The following is a 21,947-nucleotide window of genomic DNA, read 5'->3' as shown; positions in this document are numbered from 1 at the left end:
ATTACTATTTTTTTGTAGTATCTTTAGCCTTACAATTGATTAGAATATTTATGAAAAATATAATCTCAACCTCTATTTTGTTTCTGCTTTTGCTTACAAGCGTAAATATAATAGCTCAAAATTCAAATTCTTCAATTTTCATCGAAATACAAGAAGCTTTTAATTCAGAGGATTACGAGAAAATTATTTCGAAAAAGTCAGAAATATACAAGCAGGTTAATTCCAAAGCTGATACTATTTCTGCCGAACTATTATATTATTTAGGAGACTCTTACTTAGCTTTTGATAGTCTAAAACTCGCGCTTCAGATTATGGAAGAGGAATTAAAAGTAAGGAAAAACATTAAACATACTGACCCATTATTGATTGGTGACATCCATTTTAACTTAGCCTATTACCAACAGTTGAATAGTGACTATCAAAAATCCATCGAAAATTTTAATGAAGCATCTGAGATTTATAAAAAACAATCCGGAGTAGCTGATCCAGGGTACGTAGAAAGTAAGATTGAATTAGCAAAATCTTACGGAATTATTGGAGATCATAGAACTTCAATGAAAATATTGGAAGATTTACTAAAAATTGACTTTGTTAAAGAACAGTATCAACATGTTGTAAACAAAGAATTAGGAATGGCTTATTTTGACATCGGCTACTATTCTAAATCTGAAGAAATACTAAAGCAAAATTTAGAATTTATTAAGAAAGTATTTGGTAAGGAAAGTATTGAATTTGCTGAAGGCTTAATAACTCTTGCTATACCTTATTATTACAGGTCGCAATATTCTGAATCTGAATTATTATATACTCAAGCCTTAGAGATCATATCTAAATTAAGTGGAAATGAATATTTAACAGAGAATACAAAAAATAATCTTGCGTTATTGTATTGGAAGATAGGTTTATATGAGGAAGCTATAGAAATTTATGAAGAAATCATTGAGAATGAGCCTAGTTTACAAAACGCTAGTACCTACAGTAATTACGCTCAAAGTTTAATTGCCGTAAATCAAAAAGAAAAAGCAATTGAATATTTCGATAAGTCTTTATCAATAATTAAGGATATTTTGGGAGAAGGAAGTGAATTATACATCAGAGTTTTAAAAGAAAAAGCCTTAGCCTTAAATGATGTTCTGGATTTAGAGAACTATTACAAGCTTATGGGTGAAAGTTATAGTGTCTCTAAAAAAATATTAGCAAAAAGTAATCCAGAATACTCTAAATACGAATTACGATGGGGAATAGCCAATTTTAGATTAAACGATATTAAACAAGCAGAGAAACACATTAAAGCTGCCCACAACCTAAGAGCAAAATATCTGAGTAAAAACCATCCTCTTTATGCTGAATCAAGTAAAGAGTTAGCTGAATTAAGTTGGTACAAAAAGGACCCTAAAAAAGCTAAGGAGTATTTCAATGAAACTTTTGATAATTATTTTGCTCAGATAGAAGCATATTTCCCTGCATTAAGTGAACAACAAAAGGCCAACTTTTATACCAATATTTTAAGATCAACTTTTGAGGAATTCAACTCCTTTGCAATATCCTATTACAAAGAAGATCCAGAATTACTGGAAGAGATGTATGATTATCAATTAGCAACTAAAGGGTTAATCATGTATGCTACTGCTAAGGCTAGAAAAAATATTCTAAATAGTGAAAATCAAGAATTGATTGACAAATACCAAAACTGGATCAGCACAAAAGAGCTAATATCGCAACTTTATTCGATGTCGAATGAAGAAGTTGAACAACAAGAATTAAAGCTCGACTCACTATTAAGCGTTTCGTCAGATTTAGAAAAAGAACTTAGTAGAGCATCTTCCGAATTTGCAGATGCATACACTGCAAAAAAATATAGCTGGAAAGATGTTCAAAAAGAACTAAAACAGGGTGAAGCCGCTATTGAGATGATCAGATACAGAGAATTTGTTCCCGATAGCAGCGGAATATTTATGAATAGAATAAACTATGCTGCATTATTAATCGATAAAAATTCTAAAAATCCAGAATTGATTCTTTTTGAAAATGGACTTGAATTAGAAAATAAATACATTAAAAACTATAGAAATGCTATCCGATTCAAGGTAAGAGATAATTACAGTTATAAATTTTATTGGCAACCCATAGCTGAAAGAACTAAACAATATGAAAAATTATATTTTTCTCCTGATGGAATTTATAATCAAATCAGTATAAATGTATTGTTTAATACAGCCAGTAAGAAGTATGTGTTAGAAGAACAAAACGTACAATTACTAACCAATACGAAGGATTTATTAGCCTACAATAAAACAAAATCGAATTCAAATTTAGCTGCTAACCCTACATTATTTGGATTCCCAAATTATAATAAAGGAATAACTGAAAGTATAACTGAAAATCAGCAAAGCGCTAGCGATATAGTTGAAAATGCAAGTTTAAATAGAGGTTTAAGAGGAAGTCTTCAGAGGTATATAAGAGGAAATGCATTAGTAACCGAACTTCCAGGCACAAAAGTAGAAGTAAACCAAATTGATAATATTTATAAAAGCAACTCTAATGAAAATCCGGAAACCTATTTGGAAAATGATGCAGATGAACTACAATTAAAAAGTGTAAAAAGTCCAAAAGTTTTACACATAGCCACTCATGGCTTCTTTTTAGAAGACAATGAAACTGCTAATACTGAGGAAGAAGATAAATACAGTGAAAATCCATTATTGAAATCGGGATTGATTATGGCTGGTGCTAATTCATTTATTTCTAGCGGACTAAATGAAGGAGCAAGACAGGATGGAATATTAACAGCCTATGAGGCCATGAATCTAGATTTAAGTGATACAGAATTGGTTGTTTTATCTGCCTGCGAAACAGGATTAGGGGAATTGAAAAATGGTGAAGGCGTTTATGGTTTAAGAAGAGCCTTCCAAGTTGCAGGGGCTGATGCTATTATTATGAGTTTATGGTCGGTTGATGATGCTGCTACTCAAGAGCTTATGACTATTTTTTACGAAAATTGGGTAAATGGAATTGACAAATTAACTGCTTTCAATCAAGCTCAGAAAACCATTAAGGAAAAATATAAGTCGCCTTTTTACTGGGGAGCTTTTGTAATGGTTGGTCAATAAATTAAAAATATAATTAGAGTAAAGGCTTCGTAAAATCACGAGGCCTTTTTTATTTTTGTGATATGTCAACTGAAAAAAAATGGATTTTAGCTCCTGAACCTGCCAAATCGCTGGTTTCACAACTAAGTGAATCAATCAATATCAACCCGATTTTATCTAAAATTTTAATAAATAGAGGTGTAACTAATTTTGAGGAAGCTAAAACATTTTTCAGACCTTCTATAGAGGATTGCCACGATCCATTTCTTATGAAAGATATGGATATTGCTGTAAATAGGCTACAAAAAGCCATTCAAAACAATGAATCAATTTTAGTATTTGGAGACTACGATGTAGATGGCTCTACATCTGTTGCCATGATGTATAGTTTTTTACAAAACCATTGTGAAAATTTATACTATTACATTCCTGATCGATATTTAGAAGGTTACGGAATATCTTATCAGGGAATTGATTATGCAGTTGAGAAAGAATGTAGTTTAATAATTGCATTAGATTGTGGTATAAAAGCCATTGATAAAATTCAATATGCAAATGAAAATAATGTTGACTTTATTATATGTGATCATCATAATCCAGGCGCAGAACTTCCTGAAGCAAAAGCTATATTAGATCCTAAAAGAAAAGATTGCAAATATCCATTTAAAGAACTATCTGGTTGTGGCGTAGGATTTAAGTTAATTCAAGGGTTTTGTATTCAAAATAATATTCCAGAACATCATGCTTTTGAATTATTAGACCTAGTAGCGGTTAGCATAGCATCAGACTTAGTATCTGTTACGGGTGAAAACAGAATTTTAGCTTTTTATGGATTAGAAAGAATTAACTTTAATCCAAGACCTGGCATCAAAGCACTATTAAAATCCTCAGGTCTTAATGAAAAAATCACAATTTCTAATCTAGTTTTTCAATTAGGACCAAGAATAAATGCAGCCGGAAGAATAGATCATGCACATTTAGCAGTTAAGTTGTTAACTGCCATTCATGAAGATCAAGCCTTATTAATTGCCGAAAAAGTATCCAGTAAAAACAATACTCGCAAAGGCTTTGATCAAAGTATTACTTCGGAAGCCCTTAAACTTATTGAGGATGATCATAAAATCCTTCATGCAAAAAGCACTGTATTATTTAAAGAAACCTGGCATAAGGGTGTAATTGGAATTGTTGCGTCCAGATGCATTGAACATTATTACAGACCAACCATTATTCTTACCGAATCAAATGGAAAAGCAACTGGTTCAGCACGTTCGGTTGATGGATTTGATTTATATAATGCTATTGAATCGTGTAAAGAACATCTTGATCAGTTTGGAGGACACAAGCATGCTGCTGGCTTAACCTTACCCATTGAAAATATCCCTCAATTTTCTAATGCATTTGAATCTGTAGTACAACAGAATATTACCGAAGATCAGCTTATTCCTAAAGTGCACATAGACTCCTATGTTAAAATTGATCAAATTACGGATAAGTTCTATTCAATTTTAAGTCAAATGGATCCATTTGGTCCAGGAAATATGCAGCCTGTTTTTGCAGCAAAAGATCTAAAATTGATAAGTAAACCTATCCTTTTAAAAGAAAAACATTTAAAATTAGAAGTGATGAACAAAGAGGGTCATCATACAATCAAAGCAATAGGATTTGGTTTAGGTCATTTAAAATCAAAATTAGAGGCTAGCAGTAATTTTGAATTAGCCTTTACCATACAAGAAAACCATTTCAATGGTACAAAATCTTTGCAGCTTTATCTAAAAGATATCCGCATTGAATAATTATTTTCGTTAATTTGCCTTTTGGGTATGTTTGTTGCTTCTCATGCAAATAAACAAAATAGACAAAATGATATTAAGAGCTGATAATCTTGTAAAAATATATTCAAAAAGAACCGTAGTTGATCATGTTTCAGTTAGTGTGGAACAAGGAGAAATTGTAGGACTACTAGGGCCAAATGGAGCAGGTAAAACTACCTCATTTTACATGATAGTAGGTCTAGTAAAACCGAATTCTGGAGAAATATTTTTAGATGATCAAAACATCACGGATTTACCAATGTATAAGCGAGCTAAAAAAGGGGTTGGCTATTTAGCTCAAGAAGCCTCTGTATTCAGATCCTTAACAGTTGAAGAAAACTTAATGGCTGTTTTGCAGATGAGAAAAATTAGCAAAGAAGCCAAGAATGAAAAAATGGAAAGCCTGCTTGAAGAGTTTAGCTTAAACCATGTGCGAAAAAATAAAGGGATGGTACTTTCTGGTGGCGAAAGAAGACGTACTGAAATTGCCAGAGCTTTAGCAATGGATCCTAGCTTTATATTATTGGATGAGCCTTTTGCAGGGGTAGATCCAATAGCTGTTGAAGAAATTCAAACGATAGTAGGACAGCTCAAAAATAAAAACATTGGTATTTTAATCACAGATCATAATGTAAACGAAACGCTATCCATTACTGATAGAGCCTATCTAATGTTCGAAGGTAAATTATTAAAAGCTGGTACTGCTGAAGATCTTGCGAATGATGAACAAGTAAGAAGAGTTTATTTAGGGAAGCATTTCGAATTAAAAAGAAAACTATAAACTATGGAATTCCTTCATTCTATTATGACATGGGTGATGAAGAAAAGAATCCACGAAGTGGAGCTTTTCATCAAATATCCTAATGAAGTTCAGAGTGAAGTGCTTCATAAACTAATTTATAGAGCCAGGAATACAAAATTTGGCCAAGAGTATAAGTTTGATGAAATAAAAGACTTTGAAACTTTTCGAGAAAGAGTTCCTTTACATACTTATGAAGAATTATTCCCCTATATAGATCAACTTCTAAAAGGTGACCAAAATATACTTTGGCCAACTGAAATTAGATGGTTTTCCAAATCTTCTGGAACTACTAACGATAGAAGTAAATTTATTCCTGTTTCAGATGAAGCCCTTGAGGATTGCCACTTTAAAGGGGGAAAAGATTTACTATCTATATACCTTAACAATAACCCAGAATCCAGACTATTTACAGGTAAAAACCTGAGCATAGGCGGTAGCCAACAAGTAAACCAATTCGACAATAATTCAAATTCATTTTATGGTGATGTCTCTGCCGTAATTATGAAAAACCTTCCGTTTTGGGTTCAGATTATTAGAACGCCAAGCCTTGAAATTGCTCTCATGGATGAATGGGAAGGTAAGATTGAAGCCATGGCAAATGCAACCATGAAGGAGGATGTAACCAGTTTAACGGGCGTACCTACCTGGACTGTAGTTTTACTACAAAGAATATTAGAGCTTACAGGAAAAAATGATATTTCAGAAGTATGGCCTAATTTAGAGTTATTTATACATGGTGCTGTTTCTTTTGTCCCTTACCAACCTCTATTCAAAGAGCTGATCAAATCACCAAGAATGAGTTATTTGGAGACTTATAATGCTTCAGAAGGCTTTTTTGGAATACAAGACTTGAATGATTCTGATGAGATGCTCTTAATGTTAGATTATGGGATTTTTTACGAATTTATACCATTAGAAAATGCTAATGAAAAGCAACCTAAAACTCTTCGTTTAGGAGAAGTTGAACTTCATAAAGTATATGAAATCGTAATCAGTACCAATGCTGGATTATGGCGCTATAGAATTGGTGACACCATTAGGTTTACTTCATTAGATCCTTACAGAATCAAGATCAGCGGTAGAACCAAGCATTTCATAAATGCATTCGGAGAGGAGCTCATGATTGAAAATGCAGAAAAAGCAATTGCAGTGGCATGCAATAAAACTGGAGTAATCATAGATAACTTTACGGCTGCTCCTAAACATTTAGCACAAGGAAAAAGAGGAGCGCATGAATGGGTAATTGAATTTTCTAAAGAACCCAACAACATAGAGGAATTTGCTCAAATTTTAGATGATGAAATAAGAAAGATAAACTCTGATTATGACGCTAAACGATATAAAGACATTGCCTTGCATTGCTTACTAATTCACAAAGTTCCTCAAGGAACGTTCTATGAATGGATGAGAAAAAGAGGGAAATTAGGAGGACAAAATAAAGTACCTCGCCTTTCAAATAGCAGAAAATATCTGGAAGACCTATTAGGCATGGTTAAACAGAAATAAAAAAAGCTGATTATAATATCAGCTTTTAAATAAATACCTTTCAAATGTAATTGATTAAGATGCCCATTTAATAGTGCATCCTATAGCTTTAGTTTTCTTTTCTGGTACTTCCTCGCCTTTCAAAACTGCATTAACTGCATCCTCTACATATTTTTTATCAGCCAAATCTGCTGATTTAGTATTATTATCAATTGCTCCAATATACTTTACTGTTTTATCAGCATCTAAAACATACACATGAGGTGTATTGGTAGCACCATAAGCTTTCGTAATTTCTTGAGTTTCATCATACACATAAGGAAATTCAAATCCCTTTTCTTTTGCTCTTACAATCATCTTATCATATGAATCCTCAGGTGATCTTTCATCATCATTTGGATTGATTGCAATTACTGGAACTCCCTTGTTTGCATACTTTTCATGTAAGGCTATAATTCTATCTTCATAAGCAACAGAATACGGACAGGAGTTACAAGTAAAAATAACCATAAACCCTTTAGCATCTTTATAAGAGTCTAAAGAAACCATTTTTCCATCTACATTTTTGAGGGAAAAATCTCTAGCGGTATCCCCTACTTTATATCCATTTTCTTTAATACTAAATGCAAAGAGAGCAGTTAAAATAATCGATAGTGCTAATAACTTTTTCATAGTTGTATTAATTTAGTTTTTGTTTTATTAGTGATGTTAATTCTCCTTCATGAAATTCCTTTTCATAAAAAAATTTCTTGCCATCTACAATCAGTAAGGTTGCTGGAATTGCTCCGGACCACTCAGGACTAACTTTGTCTATCCATGAATTATAGTCAAGGTTATTAATTAGATAAAGTCCTTTAGGATTCAATCCTTTTTTAGATGCAAACTTATCAGCTCTTGTAGCGTTTTCTTCAAAGTCTAAGCTCATATAGATGAAATCAACCTCCGGGAATTCAGCCTGAGCTTCTACAAAATAAGGTAACTCCTTAATACAAGGTTTGCACCATGTTGCCCAGAAATTAATCACAGTAATATTCTGAGAAGAAGTAGGTTTCATGAGCTCTTCTAATTGAGGGACATCAATAATTTTAATATTTTGATTCTGAGAAAAAAGTTGATTTGTGAAAATGAATCCAGAAAGGAAAATTATGACAGTGATTATCTTTTTCATAACCAAATATAAACGATAATTACTGCAAAATGTTGATCACAAAATCTCGAGTATCTCTTCTTTTGGGATTTTGAATATATTAATTCTTTCCTTGGTTCCAGCAAGAGTAATTTTAGAGAGTATAATCATACCTTCATCTTGGGTCGGTGCAATCTTAACCACCGCTAATGGATCAATTCCTCCAATGTACTTTATAGCCACTAGATCTCCTGAATTTTGATCATAAAAGTTCAATTTAATTCTACCATCTAGAGTAGTATAAGCATTGACCAAATATTCAGAATTGCCAACTGGAATGACTGCTGAAGTCGCTTTTTGTATACTCAGTCTGTCCCTGACATTTCCTCCACCTAAAAATTCTATTTCAACAGTATCCTGAACAATAGGGCTATAACTATTTACAAAGTACGACTGATTATTATAAAAATAATTAATAGCAAGTAGACCACTCCCAATCTCCGTAATTGAGTTGATTTTATCTTGAGCTTGACTTTCAATTAGTCCTGATTGAATACCCTGATCATTTGTATAGGTTAAATTTAAACTATTACCACGCAATCCATTAAAATATAATACCGAACCAGAATTATATGCACCTACAAAAAATTCTTCCTTTTTGGTTCGTCTAAAGGTTAAAATATTTTGATCCGTTAATTTCACAGTATCAAATCTTCTGGCCCATTCCATTGCAAAACCATCTTGTATTTTACTTAATACCATTCCTGTGGTGTCATTATAGGTTAAGAGAAGATATGTATTGGGATTGATAGTATTAAAAGCAAGAGGATTAGGATAACTATCATACGTTCTTAAAGGCTCAATTTTTTGCTCTAGATCATTTATCTCAAACAAAGTGGAAGTAGCATTTGGGTTAGTAGCTGCAATAAAATAATATTTATCTCCTTGCTGAACCAATCCCGCAATAGGATCTACGTACTGAGGTTCTAATTGTCTGCTCCACTGAAAATCTCCTCTGTTAGATACTTTCAAAACAAAAATTGTATTATTCGCTAGCTTAGAGAGTACTATATAACCACCTTCATTAGTTTCTATAACATCTAATGGAGTGTAATTGATCCCCTCTGATGGGTTATCAAAAATGCTATTAAATTTCTCAGTTGAATTATATTCAACAATATCCTCATCGCAGGCAGATAATAAAAAAAGAATTATAAATAAATAGATTAAACTTCTCATATTTCTACTGGCATAAATTCCTTTTTACTTAAATATTTTAGTGGGAAAATTATTCCAATTAGTGCCTCAACCGTCTGGAAATTTATATCATCCATTACGTCATAAGCTTCATTTTGTAAATTTTCATTAGCATATCTTGCATTTTGATTGTTTGCATTACTTAATCCATATCGAAAATTGGCTTCAGCCGTAATGTAAAAAGTATTGACTCTAAACCTAGCACCTACTCCAACAAACGCATCGGCTTTAAAAGGTGCCATAATTGATTTAATATCTTCATTTTTATTAAACTCTTGGCTTTCAATACCATTTTGAATAGTGTATTTAGTGTATTCCTTATTTGCATTTAACAAGAGTGAAAAATTTATGCCCGCTTGAGCAAAAGGAATTATAGCAGGCACACTTGGTTTTCTGCCTTTTCTATCCCAAAATCTACTGTTAACTTTTCTAAACATAAATCGAAAAAAAACAGGTAGATCCAGATAATTTAAACCATGATTATGAGTGAAATTAACGCTGTTGGATGTACCAGGCTGTTCTTGTAAATATTGAAATCTTACTCTACTAACTGAAGCATTTGTGCCTAATACCAATCTTTGTTCAAATTGATACATATAGGTTATACCGTATATCACACCTAAATTATTAACCTCTTGATATTGCTTATTATACAAGCCTTCATTTAGATTATTAGTTGGCTTTATAAGAGAATAACGATTGATTACATTTATTGTATTGTAGTTCGCACCAGCTCTAAATCCAAAATACATTTGAGAATTTTGAAAGGGATCTTTATTTAATTTATCCCAAACTGATTGCGCATTACATGTAATACTTATAAGCAATATAAACACACTGCACAGATACTTAAACATCATTTTTTTATCAAACACCGCATTAAAGATCAAACTTTTTATACTTCAATCAAAATAAATAGAAGGGTTCATTCGCACTATCTTTTTACTAACTTTACGCTCAAGAAAAAATTATGCAAGAAGATATATCAAACAATGAACAGGAAGATGATGGTTTATTTGAACATCATCAAATAAAAGTTGATCCTAAACAAGAGTTACTACGGATAGATAAATTCTTAATGGATAGATTGCCTAATGTAACCCGAAATAAGGTTCAAAAGGCAATAAAAGATGGGTTTGTACAAGTAAATGGCGACACAATTAAGCCCAATTATAAAGTTCATCCTAATGACAATATCAGAATTGCGTTACCTGAACCTCCACGAGACACGGAGGTTGTAGCTGAAAACATTGAGCTTGATATTATTTATGAAGATGATGATCTTCTTATTGTTAATAAAGAGGCAGGAATGGTAGTTCATCCTGCTCATCAAAATTGGACTGGTACGCTCGTGAATGCATTAGCATATCATTTTCAACAATTACCAGAAATGGAAGGAAATGAAGGCAGACCGGGATTAGTTCATAGGATAGATAAAGATACTTCTGGTTTATTAGTGATTGCCAAAACTGAACAAGCCATGACTCATCTTGCAAAACAGTTCTTTGATCACAGCATTGAAAGAACCTATTATGCTTTAGTTTGGGGGGAATTGGAAAATGAAGAAGGCACTATTGATGTGAATTTAGGCCGAAGTTTTAAAGATAGAAGAATAACGGATGCATTTCCTGAAGGGGATTTTGGAAGAACTGCGATTACCCATTATAAAGTAATTGAAAGACTCCGTTATGTAACACTAATCAAATGTAATCTGGAAACAGGAAGGACACACCAAATTAGGGCTCATATGAAATATATTGGTCATCCTTTATTTAATGACGCTACTTATGGTGGTGACAAAATTTTAAAAGGAACTCAATTTTCTAAATACAAGGCTTTTGTTGAAAATTGTTTTAAAGTAATACCAAGGCAAGCTTTACATGCGAAATCACTGGGTTTCATTCACCCTACTCAAAACAAACACGTTCAGTATGAAACTGAATTACCAGAGGATTTTAAAATGGTACTTGAAAAATGGAGGCATTACATCCAGTTTAATTAAACATCTGGATATTCATGTATTGCTACCATTAGTTTTAAATATTCAAAGATGGTTAAATTGATTGAACAGGCAGTAAATTAGGAAACTAAAGACTTAGATCTTACAATTCAGCATATAATGACTTTTGAAGTAAAGGCGAAAGTTTTATAACTCACTTTCAGCCAATCCTTCAACTTTAAGTTTGTTCTTAACAGGATTTGCATACATGGCTAATAATGGACCTTTCAATTCATCAAAGTCTGCAGAAAACATTTTAGCTTGATTTCTAAGATAATCTTCAAATTTCTCAGCTTCTTCTTTAGAATAGTAATCTGAAAAACGATTTTCAAACAACCAGTCATATGCGATGAAGTTATTAGGCCATAGCTTATAATTTTTATGAATTCGTTCATCAATCAAATCCGCTAATGCCTGCATTTGATCATTTTTATTCTTGATCTCTCTTATTTCTTGAAGTTTCTCATCCACTATTTTACCAATGGAAATATGAACTCTTCCTTTAACACCAGTTATACCTGCAATCATGCTTTGTAAATCATCCTCAGGAGTTTTTTCTATAGGTTGTCCTGCCAATTTGGAAGCAATTTCTCTTGCCTTTAAAACATCACAAGGATCATATTCATAAGAAATAGCCATTGGGGCAATTCTTAATGGAGCATAATTTTCATAAAAATCTTTCCCTCCACTTAAACCTATCATTTTCAATAAGCCCTGTTGAGTTTGATCATCTCCATCTTTTGTTCTACCCTCTCTTTGAGCAATCCAAATCGAGGTTTTTGCCTCTAAAATAGTATAGCGAATGTAGGAAGATAAAGTCTGTGAATAGGAATACATCTCCCTTGGAGCTACATTTCTATTCACAATAAAGTTTTTATTAAGTTTAGCTAAATCGGTCACCCATTGATTCACTAGTAAATTATTTCCAATGGCAACCTCTGTCGTATCTATGCCTAATTCAAATAGTAATACATTCAGAATGGTAGAGTCCAATACAATATCTCTGTGATTAGATATAAACAGGTAGGCATTTTCAGGGTTTATTCTATCGAATCCATCATTAGTAATTCCTTCTGAACTACTATCTAATACTCTTCTAGCAGTAGGATACATCATTACCTTCTGAAAATCTTTAACTGAACTCACCTCAGATAAAGACTTTTTTAATTCATCAATTGATTTTTCAGGAAATAATCTATTGGTAACCTGATCAAAAAAAGGATGCTGAATGAAACGCTTAACCGCTTCATTAACTTCAGAATCTTTATAAGGTCTAATCGAATCAAATACTTCCAAATACTCCATAAATCAAAAAATAGAAACACGAAATAAATGATTTTTACGTTAAAATCCCGAAAATAGATAGGAAATTCCCTATTTACACTCAAATTATCACTCTGGGAAAACTTCATATTCATTTAACAAGCACTTAATAATAAGTCGGTTACAAAATTGTAGCTTTGTATAAATTCAAAAGTATCAACCATGCATAAAGTCACTCCAAATTTTTACGCGGGTGTTAATTTCATCCAGATTTCTTGTTTACCTCAAGAGCAACAAGAACTTTTTAGCAATTGGATTCATAAAAGTTCTGTTATGGAAATGGAAATTAATAATATCAAATTAAATGATTGTGTAGATTATCAGGAATATACGTATTGGTTTGATTTTCAAAATCAGAATCAAAATTCATACTTAGATTCCAGTATTTAATATATCTTATTAGATTTGTGGTAAACCTACATCTATGGATTACCAAAAAGAATTAGTTGTTGTTTCACAAAAATTAATTCCTGATTTTGAATTTAATCAGCAGACCATCTCTGATAAAAATGGCTTTGTTAAGTCGATTAGTCCGTACCTTTCTCACCTATTAGATAGTGACTTTCAGAAATTAGTACAGATAATGTACCGTATAGATGTGTCAGAAAAAGAATTTGCCTTAACTTTGCAAGCTGGAAATGAGAATATAGCTGAAAAGCTGGCGGAATTGATTTATAACCGCCTTTGCTTAAAAGCTAAAATAAGAGCAAAATACAAAGCAAAGTAATTTATGCTAAAAATAGCAGTTGATTTTGATGGCACTATAGTTGAAGATCGATACCCAAATATTGGCAAACCTCAATTATTTGCTTTTGAAACTTTAAAAGCCCTTCAATCTCAGCAACACTTGTTAATATTATGGACGGTACGCGAGGGCAGAGCTTTAAAGGAAGCTATTGAATTTTGTAAAAAGCATGGTGTTGAATTTTATGCTGTAAATAAAAACTTTCCAGAAGAAGAATTAGAAGAAGGACAAAGTAGGAAATTAAATGTTGACTACTTTATAGACGATAGAAATATAGGTGGCTTTTTGGGTTGGAGTAAAACATGGGAACTATTAGGTAATTCACCTGTTGATTACTCATTACCAAAAAGATCATTTTGGGATAAATTAAAAGACTTGTTTAGATGATTCACTTGAAGACAAAAGAAGAAATAGAATTAATTCGTAAAAGTGCATTGCTAGTTTCTAAAACACTCGGCTTAATGGCCGAATTACTTGAACCAGGAATCACTACTTTAGAATTAGATAAAAAAGCTGAAGAATTTATCCGAGATAATGGTGGTGAACCAGGTTTCTTAGGTCTTTATGATTTTCCTAACACCCTATGCATGAGTCCTAATGAGCAGGTTGTTCATGGCTTTCCGAATAAAGATCCTTTAAAAGAGGGAGACATAATATCAATAGACTGTGGCGTTAAAATGAATGGTTTTTATGGAGATCATGCCTATACATTTGCTGTAGGGGAAGTAAAACCTGAAATTGAGCAATTATTAAAAGTCACTAAAGAATCATTGTATTTAGGTATTGAAGAATGTAAAGCGGGCAATAGAATAGGTGATATTGGATTTGCCATTCAACATCATGCTGAAAAACATGGCTATGGCGTAGTGCGTGAATTAGTAGGTCATGGATTAGGTAGAAAGATGCATGAATCTCCTGAAGTACCTAATTATGGTAAAAGAGGTAGAGGTGCCAAGCTGAAAGAAGGCTTAGTCTTAGCAATTGAACCCATGATCAACTTAGGTGGTAGAAGTATTAAGCAATTAGCTGATGGATGGTCAATCGTTACTGCTGATGGAAGATATTCTGCTCATTTTGAACACGATGTCGCGATAGTAGATGGAAAGCCCGACATTTTATCAACATTTGATTATGTTGAAGAAGCATTAAAGAAAAAAGGGTTAGCTATTTACTAACCCATATTAATAATATTAAACCTTTTCCCATAAGCCAGTGGGAACAATTTCTAATACATGGCCAATTGGGTCCTCAAAATAGGCAGAGAATTTCCCATTAGGCCATTTATGCTCGTAGGTTACCTCAATTCCTTTTTGCTTTAGTTCTTCTTTAGCTGATTCATAATCCTCAACTGGAACTTCAAATGCGATATGTTGCTTTCCTCTAGCAAAATGAGGAGGTGGAACATCTTGATGCTCACTAAAATCTGGATTAAAACATAATAATACAGAGGTACCTGATCTAAAAAAAATAAGCTTTTCTGGAACGTAAGTCATGATAGGTAATCCTAACTTACCATTATAAAATTCTTTAGCTTTTTCTAAGTCTTTAATGTAAAGACATACTTCTTTAATTTGATTGATCTGCATATCATCAAATTAGCAAAAAGCCTAGAATTATAAAACTTAATGTTTTTTCTTGAAGACTTTAGCGATCCAACGTGGCAAAACAATTGCTCCTAAGAAAAGATACGGATAGTAAGTCATTAATCTCCAGAAAATATTCGTGATAAATGTAACTGAGCCTAAATCTTCTTTAAAAAATTGCGTGAAAATGAATTCCGCAGTCCCGCTACTTCCTGGTGTTGGAGATACTAACATGGTAATCCATATCACTACGTGACGAGCAAATATTACAATATGATCGAAAAAGCTCTGATCAGTAAAGGCTTCAATAACACAATTAAGCATAGCATAACGAGCAGACCAGATAAATAAAGTAGATAACGAGATCTTTAGCCAATACGTAAAGCTTCTTCCTCTCAATTCTTTAGAAGCCATCATAATTTCAGAACCTTGCTCATAGGCTCCCTGTCTCCACCTTCTTAAGAAACCTATAGAGGTAATTTTTAATAAAATCCATCTGAACCACCGTGGATTTACTAATACTGCAAAAGCCATCACAAAAGTGTAAACCGCAATTAATGAATAACTTATAATAAAAAGTGCTGGTAAGCTTCTACCCAACTGACTTTCTACCATTGTATTTTGTGGAAAAATATAGCCCGATGCAATTAAATAAACGATTGGAGCCATCACTACAAAGTAAAGGTTGTCAAAAATGGCCGTAATCATGGTATAAGCCAAGGCTTTACCTAATTTCAAGCCTTCTTTCATGAGTATAAAAACAGCCACTGCTGTACCTCCAACTACTGAAGGTGTAACCGCTGAAGCAAATTCCCATAATATAATCACATAAATACTACTCTTCCATGACAGCCTTTCACCAGTTATCATTCTGATTCTGTAGACGTAACCAAGATCACGAGCAAATAAAACAAAAAAGGCTAAAGCAACAGGAAATATCTCAGCCTCAAATATTTTTGTTAGGTTTTCAACCGTTACAGAATCGTCTTGATAAAAAAGAAATGCGACTATAGAAACACCTAATAAAACGGGAATCCAAACCTTATTAGGATTTAAGGTTTTAAATACTTTCTCTTTCTCTAATTTCATTCAGCGACTTTTTCAATTTTCTCAAGCCAAAAATTATTGAATCCCTCCCCTACTGTGATGGTAATAAGTGAACTTTGTAATAATTCTAGAATAGCTAAAAAATTAAATATTACTGCGATTTTTTCTGGCTTCTCCTCAATAAAACTTGTAAAGGCCATCCGTCCATCTAATTCTAATCTCCCAAGGATATGAGTTTTCTGTCCTTCAATAGTATAAGGATATTGGACCACTTTATGCGAAGGTTTATTTTTCTCCAACTCATAGCGAGCCATTACATCCCTAAAAACACGTAACAATTTATACAGGTCTACATTCTGAAGTTCAGCTTCTACATTTATAGTTTCAGATAATGATCGAACCTCTTTCTTAACATTACCTCTTTTTTCTTTTTCCTGCATTTTGCCTTCCATTTCGGAAAGTTCCTGCAAAACAGATTTATATTTTTTGTACTCTAATAAATGTCGAACAAGTTCCTCTCGAGGGTCTATCTCATTTCCTTCTTCATCCATTTGAGGTCTGGGAAGCAGCATTTTAGCTTTTATTCTCATCAAAGTAGAGGCCACAAGGATAAATTCACTTGCCACTTCGATATTCATCTGTTCTAAATGCTTCAAATAATCAAGGAAATCATTCGTGATTTTAGAAATAGGAATATCATAAATATCCAACTCATCCCTTTCAATGAAGAAAAGAAGCAAATCGAATGGCCCCTCAAAAAGTGGTAATTTTATTTCAAAGCTCAATGTAGATGAATATTTAGTCGTTCTAGATTTTCAAAGATAATTGAATTTGAAAATATTGTAGGTTTATAAAAGGATTTTATCAAATAATTAGCTTTTTTAACGCAAAAAATTCGGTAATTTGTAAGTTGAAAAACATTTACGAGTAGTTTTTGTTTTTTGCATTAAACATTTGAAAACTTATGCTTATTCAACCCGGAGAACTTTTATCTAAAATAGATAGCCCTGCTCAACTTAGGGAGTTAAATCAATCACAATTAGTACAGCTAAGCCAAGAATTAAGACAATTCATTATTGATAACGTATCAATTTATGGTGGTCATTTTGGCGCTAGTCTTGGTGTTGTAGAATTAACTACTGCACTTCATTATGTATTTAATACTCCAGAAGATCAAATTATTTGGGACGTAGGACATCAAGCTTACGGTCATAAAATCTTAACTGGTAGAAAAGAAAAATTTCATACCAATAGAGTGTACAAGGGAATTTCGGGTTTCCCTAAAAGAAAGGAAAGTGAGTACGATGCTTTTGGTGTAGGACATTCTTCTACTTCTATTTCTGCTGCTTTAGGTATGGCTTTAGCCTCTAATTTAAAAGGAGATTTACAAAAACAGCACATTGCTGTTATCGGTGATGGCGCTATGACAGGCGGGATGGCATTTGAAGGAATGAACCACGCAGGTGCTTCTGATGCTAATATGATTATTATTTTAAATGATAATTGTATGTCAATTGATCCTAATGTTGGAGCTTTAAAAGAATATTTGACTGATATCACAACCTCTCACACTTACAATAAAATGCGTGATGATGTATGGAAGTTATTAGGAAAAGTATCTGGTTTTGGGAAAAGTGCTCAGGAAGTAGTTGGCAAATTAGAAAACAGCATTAAATCATTCCTTTTAAAGCAAAGCAATTTATTCGAATCATTAAACTTAAGATATTTTGGTCCAGTTGATGGGCATGATGTAAATCATTTAGTTCACGTTTTAAGAGACTTAAAAGATATTCCTGGACCTAAAGTATTACACTGTGTAACTACTAAAGGTAAAGGATTTGGCCCTGCTGAAAAAGATCAAACTAAATGGCATGCTCCAGGTAAGTTTGATAAAATAACTGGTGAAATACAAAAGAAACCTGTAACAAAACCTTCAGCGCCAAAATATCAAGAAGTATTCGGACATACTATTGTTGAATTAGCAGAGCAAAATGAAAAAATTGTTGGGGTTACACCAGCAATGCCTTCAGGTTCTTCATTAAATATTATGATGAAGGCCATGCCTGACAGAGCATTTGATGTTGGGATTGCGGAACAACATGCTGTTACCTTTTCTGCAGGTTTAGCAGCACAAGGATTGGTTCCATTCTGTAACATTTACAGTACTTTCATGCAACGTGGTTATGATCAGGTTATTCATGATGTTTGTATACAAGATCTTCCAGTCAATTTCTTCTTAGATAGAGCTGGATTTGCGGGAGCTGACGGTCCAACACACCATGGTAATTACGATATTGCCTACATGCGTTGTATTCCAAATATGATTGTTGCTTCACCAATGAATGAGGCAGAATTGAGAAATATGATGTATACCTCTCAACTTCCAAGAGAAGGGAAAGCATTTACTATTCGTTACCCAAGAGGTAAAGGAGTTATGCCAGAATGGAAAACCCCTATGGAAGAAATGGAGATTGGTACTGGAAGACAAGTAAGAGATGGAAAAGACATTGCTATTTTAAGTATAGGTCATATTGGAAATTATGCTTTAGAGGCTGCTGACAAACTAGCTGAAGAAGGAGTTGAAGCAGGTGTTTTCGATATGAGATTTGTTAAACCTTTAGATGAAAAACTTCTCCATGAGGTATTTTCCCAATATAAAAAGGTAATTACCGTAGAAGATGGATGCCTTATGGGAGGATTTGGTAGTGCAATACTTGAATTTATGGCAGAAAATGATTATTCTTCACAAGTGAAACGTTTGGGTATTCCGGATAGAATAGTTGAGCATGGTGAGCAAGCTGAACTACATGCAGAATGTAACTTCGATCCGGAAGGCATTTTTACCACAGCGCTTCAAATGGTTGAACAATCTGTACATGCTAAACTATGAGCATTCACTTTGAAGTATCCGGAAAAGGTTATCCGGTAGTTTTTTTACACGGTTATGGCGAAACACATGCCATTTGGGATCACTATAGAGAGAGATTATCTTCAAAATATAAGGTAATCACTCCTGATTTGCCTGGTTTCGGTAAAAGTGATAGCTTACCATATGAGCATAGTCTTGACATGGTAGCAAATTCCGTTTACGATTGTTTAAAAAGACAAAACGTTTCTGAATGTATCATCATGGGACATTCTTTAGGCGGTTATGTTACTTTAGAAATTGCTAAGAGATTTCCCAATATTGTTTCTCATATAGGATTAATACACTCTACTGCACTTTCTGATACAGAGGAAAAAAAAGAAGGCAGAGTAAAATCTATTGAATTTATACAGAAATACGGTGTAGCTAAATTCATCGAGAGTTTCGTCCCAATGCTTTTTCATGAAAATCACAGGGAAAGACTTAAAGATACTATTCAAACCATAGTTGAAGAAGGTAGTAAAATACCAGAGAAAACTTTAACGGATTACATGTTATCGATGAGGGATCGTCCTGATAGCATTGAATTTATTAAGGAATTTGAAGGCTCTATTTTATTTATCTATGGTGAAGAAGATGCCAGTATTCCTGTTGCCTTAAGTAAATCTCAAATAAAATTCATGAAACATCCCTATCTGAAAAACTTACCTAAGACAGGTCATATGGGAATGTTCGAACAAGAGGAAGAAGTATATCAAGCTATCTCAAAGTTTATTGAAGTAACTCATAAATAAAATTAGCTTTCTTTAGCTAAGGCTTGCTCCCAATCCCACGCAGACTTCAGCATCTCTTCTAAACCTCTTTTGGTTTTAAAACCTAGTTCGGTTTCAGATTTTGTCGTATCAGCATATACTGCTTCAACATCTCCTGGTCTTCTCTCAACTATTTCATAAGGAATTTTAATGCCAGTAGCTTTCTCAAAGCTATTTACCATGTCAAGTACTGAATAACCATTACCTGATCCAATATTGAATACATTAAATGAATTTTCGGATTGTTTATTAGCAAACTCCATCGCATCGATATGGGCATCTGCTACATCAGATACATGTATATAATCTCTAATACAAGTTCCATCAGCAGTATTCCAATCCCCACCAAAAATGTTGAGTTTATCCCTTTTCCCACTTGCTGTTTCAGTAATATAAGGAACCAAATGATGAGGTGGTCCTGACTGAAACTCTCCTATTAATGATGATTCATGAGCTCCAATTGGATTAAAGTACCTTAATGAGACTACCTTGATGGGATGTGCGACACTTGCATCTCTTAAAATATCTTCACATATTTTTTTTGTATTTCCATATGGAGAAATAGCTGGTTTTATTGGAGCCTCTTCAGAAACAGGTAAATTATCAGGATTACCGTATACAGTGCATGAGGATGAAAAAACAATAGAATGTACATCAAATTCATTCATACACTCCAATAAGTTAATAGTTGAAGTGAGGTTATTATAATAATAATGTAAGGGTTGTTCAACTGATTCTCCGACTAATAATACAGCCGCAAAATGAATAACCCCTATAATCTGGTTGTTATTACTCCAAAAGACTTCTTGTAACTGCTCCTTGTCCCTCATTTCTACTTGTTGAAATTCAGGACGCTTTCCAGTAATTTTTTCGATTCTTTCTAAAACAGAAACATCACTGTTAGAAAGATTATCAATTATCAAGGGGTCGTATCCTTGATTTATCAATTCTACAACCGTATGAGAACCTATATACCCTAAACCACCTGTAACTAATACCTTATTTGCCATTACTTCACTATGTATTTATCAAATTCTTTATGCTCCTTTTGGAATAACTTTTCTTTATCAAGTGACTTAAAATAATCATAAGTTATTTTCAAACCTTCTTTTCTATTCACTTTTGGTTCCCAACTTAATAATTCTTTCGCTTTAGTAATATCTGGTTGTCTTTGCTTAGGATCGTCTTTAGGAAGATCTTTATAGACCACCTTTTGTTTAGTACCAGTAAGCTTGATAATTTCTTCTGCAAATTCTGATATAGTAATCTCATCAGGGTTACCAATATTTACTGGGTATGCATGATCACTCAAAAGTAAACGATAGATTCCTTCTACTAAATCATCAACATAACAGAACGATCTAGTTTGAGAACCATCTCCAAAAACAGTCAAGTCTTCCCCTCTTAGGGCTTGCCCAATAAATGCTGGCAATACTCTTCCGTCATTTAACCTCATTCTAGGCCCGTATGTATTAAATATCCTTACGATTCTAGTTTCTAATTGATGGTAGGTATGGTAAGCCATTGTAATAGATTCCATGAATCTTTTAGCTTCATCATAAACACCTCTTGGGCCTATTGGATTTACATTTCCATAATAATCTTCCGTTTGAGGATGGACCATAGGATCCCCGTAAACCTCAGAAGTTGAAGCCACTAATATTCTAGCTTTTTTCTCCTTTGCTAAACCTAATAAGTTATGAGTTCCGTGAGCTCCTACTTTTAGAGTTTGAATCGGGATTTTCAGGTAATCAATGGGACTTGCTGGTGAGGCGAAGTGAAGTATATATTTTAATTCACCCGAGACATGAACATATTTACTCACATCATGGTGATAAAATTCAAAATATTCATTTCCCATTAAATGGGAAATATTATCCATAGAGCCTGTAATAAGATTATCCATTCCAATTACGTGATAACCTTCTTTAATGAATCTATCACAAAGATGAGACCCTAAAAAACCTGCTGCACCAGTGATTAATACTCTTTCCTTTCCCAT

Annotated in this window: 21 protein-coding genes; 11 read left to right on the top strand and 10 right to left on the bottom strand. The window is 33.2% G+C overall.

Going from position 1 to position 21,947, the window contains the following annotated elements; genetic code table 11:
* Positions 1–50: 50 nt before the first annotated feature.
* The 4 genes from QYS48_RS11150 to QYS48_RS11135 all read left to right on the top strand — a co-directional run bounded on the left by QYS48_RS11150 (position 51) and on the right by QYS48_RS11135 (position 7,208).
* On the top strand, positions 51–3,110 hold the full coding sequence (locus QYS48_RS11150) for a CHAT domain-containing tetratricopeptide repeat protein (protein ID WP_308355970.1): 3,060 nt from the start codon (positions 51–53) through the stop codon (positions 3,108–3,110).
* A 62-nt stretch (positions 3,111–3,172) separates the two neighbouring features.
* A complete protein-coding gene (gene recJ, locus QYS48_RS11145; protein WP_308355969.1) occupies positions 3,173–4,882 on the top strand; it encodes a single-stranded-DNA-specific exonuclease RecJ in 1,710 nt (569 codons plus the stop codon).
* A 67-nt stretch (positions 4,883–4,949) separates the two neighbouring features.
* Positions 4,950–5,681: an LPS export ABC transporter ATP-binding protein gene (lptB, locus tag QYS48_RS11140; RefSeq protein ID WP_302101760.1), complete on the top strand. Its 732-nt coding sequence runs from the start codon at positions 4,950–4,952 to the stop codon at positions 5,679–5,681.
* Between the two features lie 3 nt (positions 5,682–5,684).
* Positions 5,685–7,208 (top strand): GH3 auxin-responsive promoter family protein, encoded by a 1,524-nt coding sequence (locus tag QYS48_RS11135; protein ID WP_308355968.1) that lies wholly within the window; start codon positions 5,685–5,687, stop codon positions 7,206–7,208.
* Between the two features lie 54 nt (positions 7,209–7,262).
* On the opposite strand, the gene QYS48_RS11130 is transcribed toward QYS48_RS11135, so the two are convergent.
* Genes QYS48_RS11130 through QYS48_RS11115 form a run of 4 tightly spaced genes read right to left on the bottom strand, consistent with a single transcriptional unit; the run spans position 7,263 to position 10,322 of the window.
* Positions 7,263–7,859: a thioredoxin family protein gene (locus QYS48_RS11130; RefSeq protein ID WP_308355967.1), complete on the bottom strand. Its 597-nt coding sequence runs from the start codon at positions 7,857–7,859 to the stop codon at positions 7,263–7,265.
* A gap of 7 nt (positions 7,860–7,866) precedes the next feature.
* On the bottom strand, positions 7,867–8,355 hold the full coding sequence (locus tag QYS48_RS11125) for a TlpA disulfide reductase family protein (RefSeq protein WP_308355966.1): 489 nt from the start codon (positions 8,353–8,355) through the stop codon (positions 7,867–7,869).
* Between the two features lie 36 nt (positions 8,356–8,391).
* Positions 8,392–9,552 (bottom strand): hypothetical protein, encoded by a 1,161-nt coding sequence (locus QYS48_RS11120; protein ID WP_308355965.1) that lies wholly within the window; start codon positions 9,550–9,552, stop codon positions 8,392–8,394.
* A complete protein-coding gene (locus QYS48_RS11115) occupies positions 9,549–10,322 on the bottom strand; it encodes a hypothetical protein (protein ID WP_308355964.1) in 774 nt (257 codons plus the stop codon). The genes QYS48_RS11120 and QYS48_RS11115 overlap by 4 nt, the downstream gene beginning before the upstream one ends.
* A 218-nt stretch (positions 10,323–10,540) precedes the next feature.
* Between QYS48_RS11115 and QYS48_RS11110 the strand changes: the two genes are divergently transcribed.
* Positions 10,541–11,572 carry an RluA family pseudouridine synthase gene (locus QYS48_RS11110; protein ID WP_308355963.1) on the top strand — a complete coding sequence of 344 codons (1,032 nt, stop codon included), beginning with the start codon at positions 10,541–10,543 and terminating at the stop codon, positions 11,570–11,572.
* A gap of 144 nt (positions 11,573–11,716) precedes the next feature.
* On the opposite strand, the gene QYS48_RS11105 is transcribed toward QYS48_RS11110, so the two are convergent.
* Entirely contained in the window at positions 11,717–12,874 is a 1,158-nt protein-coding gene (locus QYS48_RS11105; protein ID WP_308355962.1) for a 1-acyl-sn-glycerol-3-phosphate acyltransferase, read from the bottom strand.
* A 180-nt stretch (positions 12,875–13,054) separates the two neighbouring features.
* Between QYS48_RS11105 and QYS48_RS11100 the strand changes: the two genes are divergently transcribed.
* The 4 genes from QYS48_RS11100 to map are packed head-to-tail and all read left to right on the top strand — an operon-like array spanning position 13,055 to position 14,812.
* The gene (locus tag QYS48_RS11100; RefSeq protein WP_302101768.1) at positions 13,055–13,282 is read left to right on the top strand and encodes a hypothetical protein; all 228 of its coding nucleotides are present in this window, start codon (positions 13,055–13,057) and stop codon (positions 13,280–13,282) included.
* A 34-nt stretch (positions 13,283–13,316) separates the two neighbouring features.
* The gene (locus tag QYS48_RS11095) at positions 13,317–13,619 is read left to right on the top strand and encodes a hypothetical protein (RefSeq protein ID WP_308355961.1); all 303 of its coding nucleotides are present in this window, start codon (positions 13,317–13,319) and stop codon (positions 13,617–13,619) included.
* Positions 13,620–13,622: 3 nt separating this feature from the next.
* Complete coding sequence (locus tag QYS48_RS11090; protein ID WP_308355960.1) at positions 13,623–14,024, top strand: BT0820 family HAD-type phosphatase; 402 nt, start codon at positions 13,623–13,625, stop codon at positions 14,022–14,024.
* Positions 14,021–14,812, top strand: coding sequence for a type I methionyl aminopeptidase (map, locus tag QYS48_RS11085; RefSeq protein ID WP_308355959.1), 792 nt, complete (start codon positions 14,021–14,023; stop codon positions 14,810–14,812). Before QYS48_RS11090 ends, map begins: the two co-directional genes overlap by 4 nt.
* Before the next feature lie 15 nt (positions 14,813–14,827).
* Here the strand turns inward: map and QYS48_RS11080 are convergent, their stop codons facing one another.
* From QYS48_RS11080 to QYS48_RS11070, 3 genes are read right to left on the bottom strand one after another with little or no spacing between them, the layout of a single operon-like run.
* Positions 14,828–15,223, bottom strand: coding sequence for a VOC family protein (locus tag QYS48_RS11080; protein WP_302101771.1), 396 nt, complete (start codon positions 15,221–15,223; stop codon positions 14,828–14,830).
* Positions 15,224–15,259: 36 nt separating this feature from the next.
* On the bottom strand, positions 15,260–16,309 hold the full coding sequence (locus QYS48_RS11075; RefSeq protein ID WP_308355958.1) for a lysylphosphatidylglycerol synthase transmembrane domain-containing protein: 1,050 nt from the start codon (positions 16,307–16,309) through the stop codon (positions 15,260–15,262).
* On the bottom strand, positions 16,306–17,052 hold the full coding sequence (locus QYS48_RS11070) for a segregation/condensation protein A (RefSeq protein ID WP_308355957.1): 747 nt from the start codon (positions 17,050–17,052) through the stop codon (positions 16,306–16,308). Before QYS48_RS11070 ends, QYS48_RS11075 begins: the two co-directional genes overlap by 4 nt.
* 179 nt (positions 17,053–17,231) lie before the next feature.
* Between QYS48_RS11070 and dxs the strand changes: the two genes are divergently transcribed.
* Positions 17,232–19,157: a 1-deoxy-D-xylulose-5-phosphate synthase gene (dxs, locus tag QYS48_RS11065; protein WP_308355956.1), complete on the top strand. Its 1,926-nt coding sequence runs from the start codon at positions 17,232–17,234 to the stop codon at positions 19,155–19,157.
* A complete protein-coding gene (locus QYS48_RS11060) occupies positions 19,154–19,927 on the top strand; it encodes an alpha/beta fold hydrolase (RefSeq protein ID WP_302123488.1) in 774 nt (257 codons plus the stop codon). The genes dxs and QYS48_RS11060 overlap by 4 nt, the downstream gene beginning before the upstream one ends.
* Before the next feature lie 2 nt (positions 19,928–19,929).
* Here QYS48_RS11060 and galE read toward each other — a convergent pair whose 3' ends face one another.
* Together galE and QYS48_RS11050 are read right to left on the bottom strand one after the other, a co-directional pair.
* Positions 19,930–20,955, bottom strand: coding sequence for a UDP-glucose 4-epimerase GalE (gene galE / locus QYS48_RS11055; protein ID WP_302101774.1), 1,026 nt, complete (start codon positions 20,953–20,955; stop codon positions 19,930–19,932).
* Complete coding sequence (locus QYS48_RS11050; protein WP_308355955.1) at positions 20,955–21,947, bottom strand: SDR family oxidoreductase; 993 nt, start codon at positions 21,945–21,947, stop codon at positions 20,955–20,957. The genes galE and QYS48_RS11050 overlap by 1 nt, the downstream gene beginning before the upstream one ends.

Source organism: Marivirga arenosa (genome assembly GCF_030503895.2).
GTDB classification, from domain to species: Bacteria; Bacteroidota; Bacteroidia; order Cytophagales; family Cyclobacteriaceae; genus Marivirga; species Marivirga arenosa.
The sequence above is the reverse complement of the archived record's forward strand: the minus strand, read 5'-3'. Positions and strand labels throughout refer to the sequence as shown.

Excerpts from the sequence above, each read along its gene's own strand:
- QYS48_RS11150 (WP_308355970.1), top strand. The coding sequence starts at position 51 with ATGAAAAATATAATCTCAACCTCTATTTTGTTTCTGCTTTTGCTTACA.
- recJ (WP_308355969.1), top strand. The coding sequence starts at position 3,173 with ATGTCAACTGAAAAAAAATGGATTTTAGCTCCTGAACCTGCCAAATCG.
- lptB (WP_302101760.1), top strand. The coding sequence starts at position 4,950 with ATGATATTAAGAGCTGATAATCTTGTAAAAATATATTCAAAAAGAACC.
- QYS48_RS11135 (WP_308355968.1), top strand. The coding sequence starts at position 5,685 with ATGGAATTCCTTCATTCTATTATGACATGGGTGATGAAGAAAAGAATC.
- QYS48_RS11130 (WP_308355967.1), bottom strand. The coding sequence starts at position 7,859 with ATGAAAAAGTTATTAGCACTATCGATTATTTTAACTGCTCTCTTTGCA.
- QYS48_RS11125 (WP_308355966.1), bottom strand. The coding sequence starts at position 8,355 with ATGAAAAAGATAATCACTGTCATAATTTTCCTTTCTGGATTCATTTTC.
- QYS48_RS11120 (WP_308355965.1), bottom strand. The coding sequence starts at position 9,552 with ATGAGAAGTTTAATCTATTTATTTATAATTCTTTTTTTATTATCTGCC.
- QYS48_RS11115 (WP_308355964.1), bottom strand. The coding sequence starts at position 10,322 with ATGTATTTTGGATTTAGAGCTGGTGCGAACTACAATACAATAAATGTA.
- QYS48_RS11110 (WP_308355963.1), top strand. The coding sequence starts at position 10,541 with ATGCAAGAAGATATATCAAACAATGAACAGGAAGATGATGGTTTATTT.
- QYS48_RS11105 (WP_308355962.1), bottom strand. The coding sequence starts at position 12,874 with ATGGAGTATTTGGAAGTATTTGATTCGATTAGACCTTATAAAGATTCT.
- QYS48_RS11100 (WP_302101768.1), top strand. The coding sequence starts at position 13,055 with ATGCATAAAGTCACTCCAAATTTTTACGCGGGTGTTAATTTCATCCAG.
- QYS48_RS11095 (WP_308355961.1), top strand. The coding sequence starts at position 13,317 with ATGGATTACCAAAAAGAATTAGTTGTTGTTTCACAAAAATTAATTCCT.
- QYS48_RS11090 (WP_308355960.1), top strand. The coding sequence starts at position 13,623 with ATGCTAAAAATAGCAGTTGATTTTGATGGCACTATAGTTGAAGATCGA.
- map (WP_308355959.1), top strand. The coding sequence starts at position 14,021 with ATGATTCACTTGAAGACAAAAGAAGAAATAGAATTAATTCGTAAAAGT.
- QYS48_RS11080 (WP_302101771.1), bottom strand. The coding sequence starts at position 15,223 with ATGCAGATCAATCAAATTAAAGAAGTATGTCTTTACATTAAAGACTTA.
- QYS48_RS11075 (WP_308355958.1), bottom strand. The coding sequence starts at position 16,309 with ATGAAATTAGAGAAAGAGAAAGTATTTAAAACCTTAAATCCTAATAAG.
- dxs (WP_308355956.1), top strand. The coding sequence starts at position 17,232 with ATGCTTATTCAACCCGGAGAACTTTTATCTAAAATAGATAGCCCTGCT.
- QYS48_RS11060 (WP_302123488.1), top strand. The coding sequence starts at position 19,154 with ATGAGCATTCACTTTGAAGTATCCGGAAAAGGTTATCCGGTAGTTTTT.
- galE (WP_302101774.1), bottom strand. The coding sequence starts at position 20,955 with ATGGCAAATAAGGTATTAGTTACAGGTGGTTTAGGGTATATAGGTTCT.
- QYS48_RS11050 (WP_308355955.1), bottom strand. The coding sequence starts at position 21,947 with ATGGGAAAGGAAAGAGTATTAATCACTGGTGCAGCAGGTTTTTTAGGG.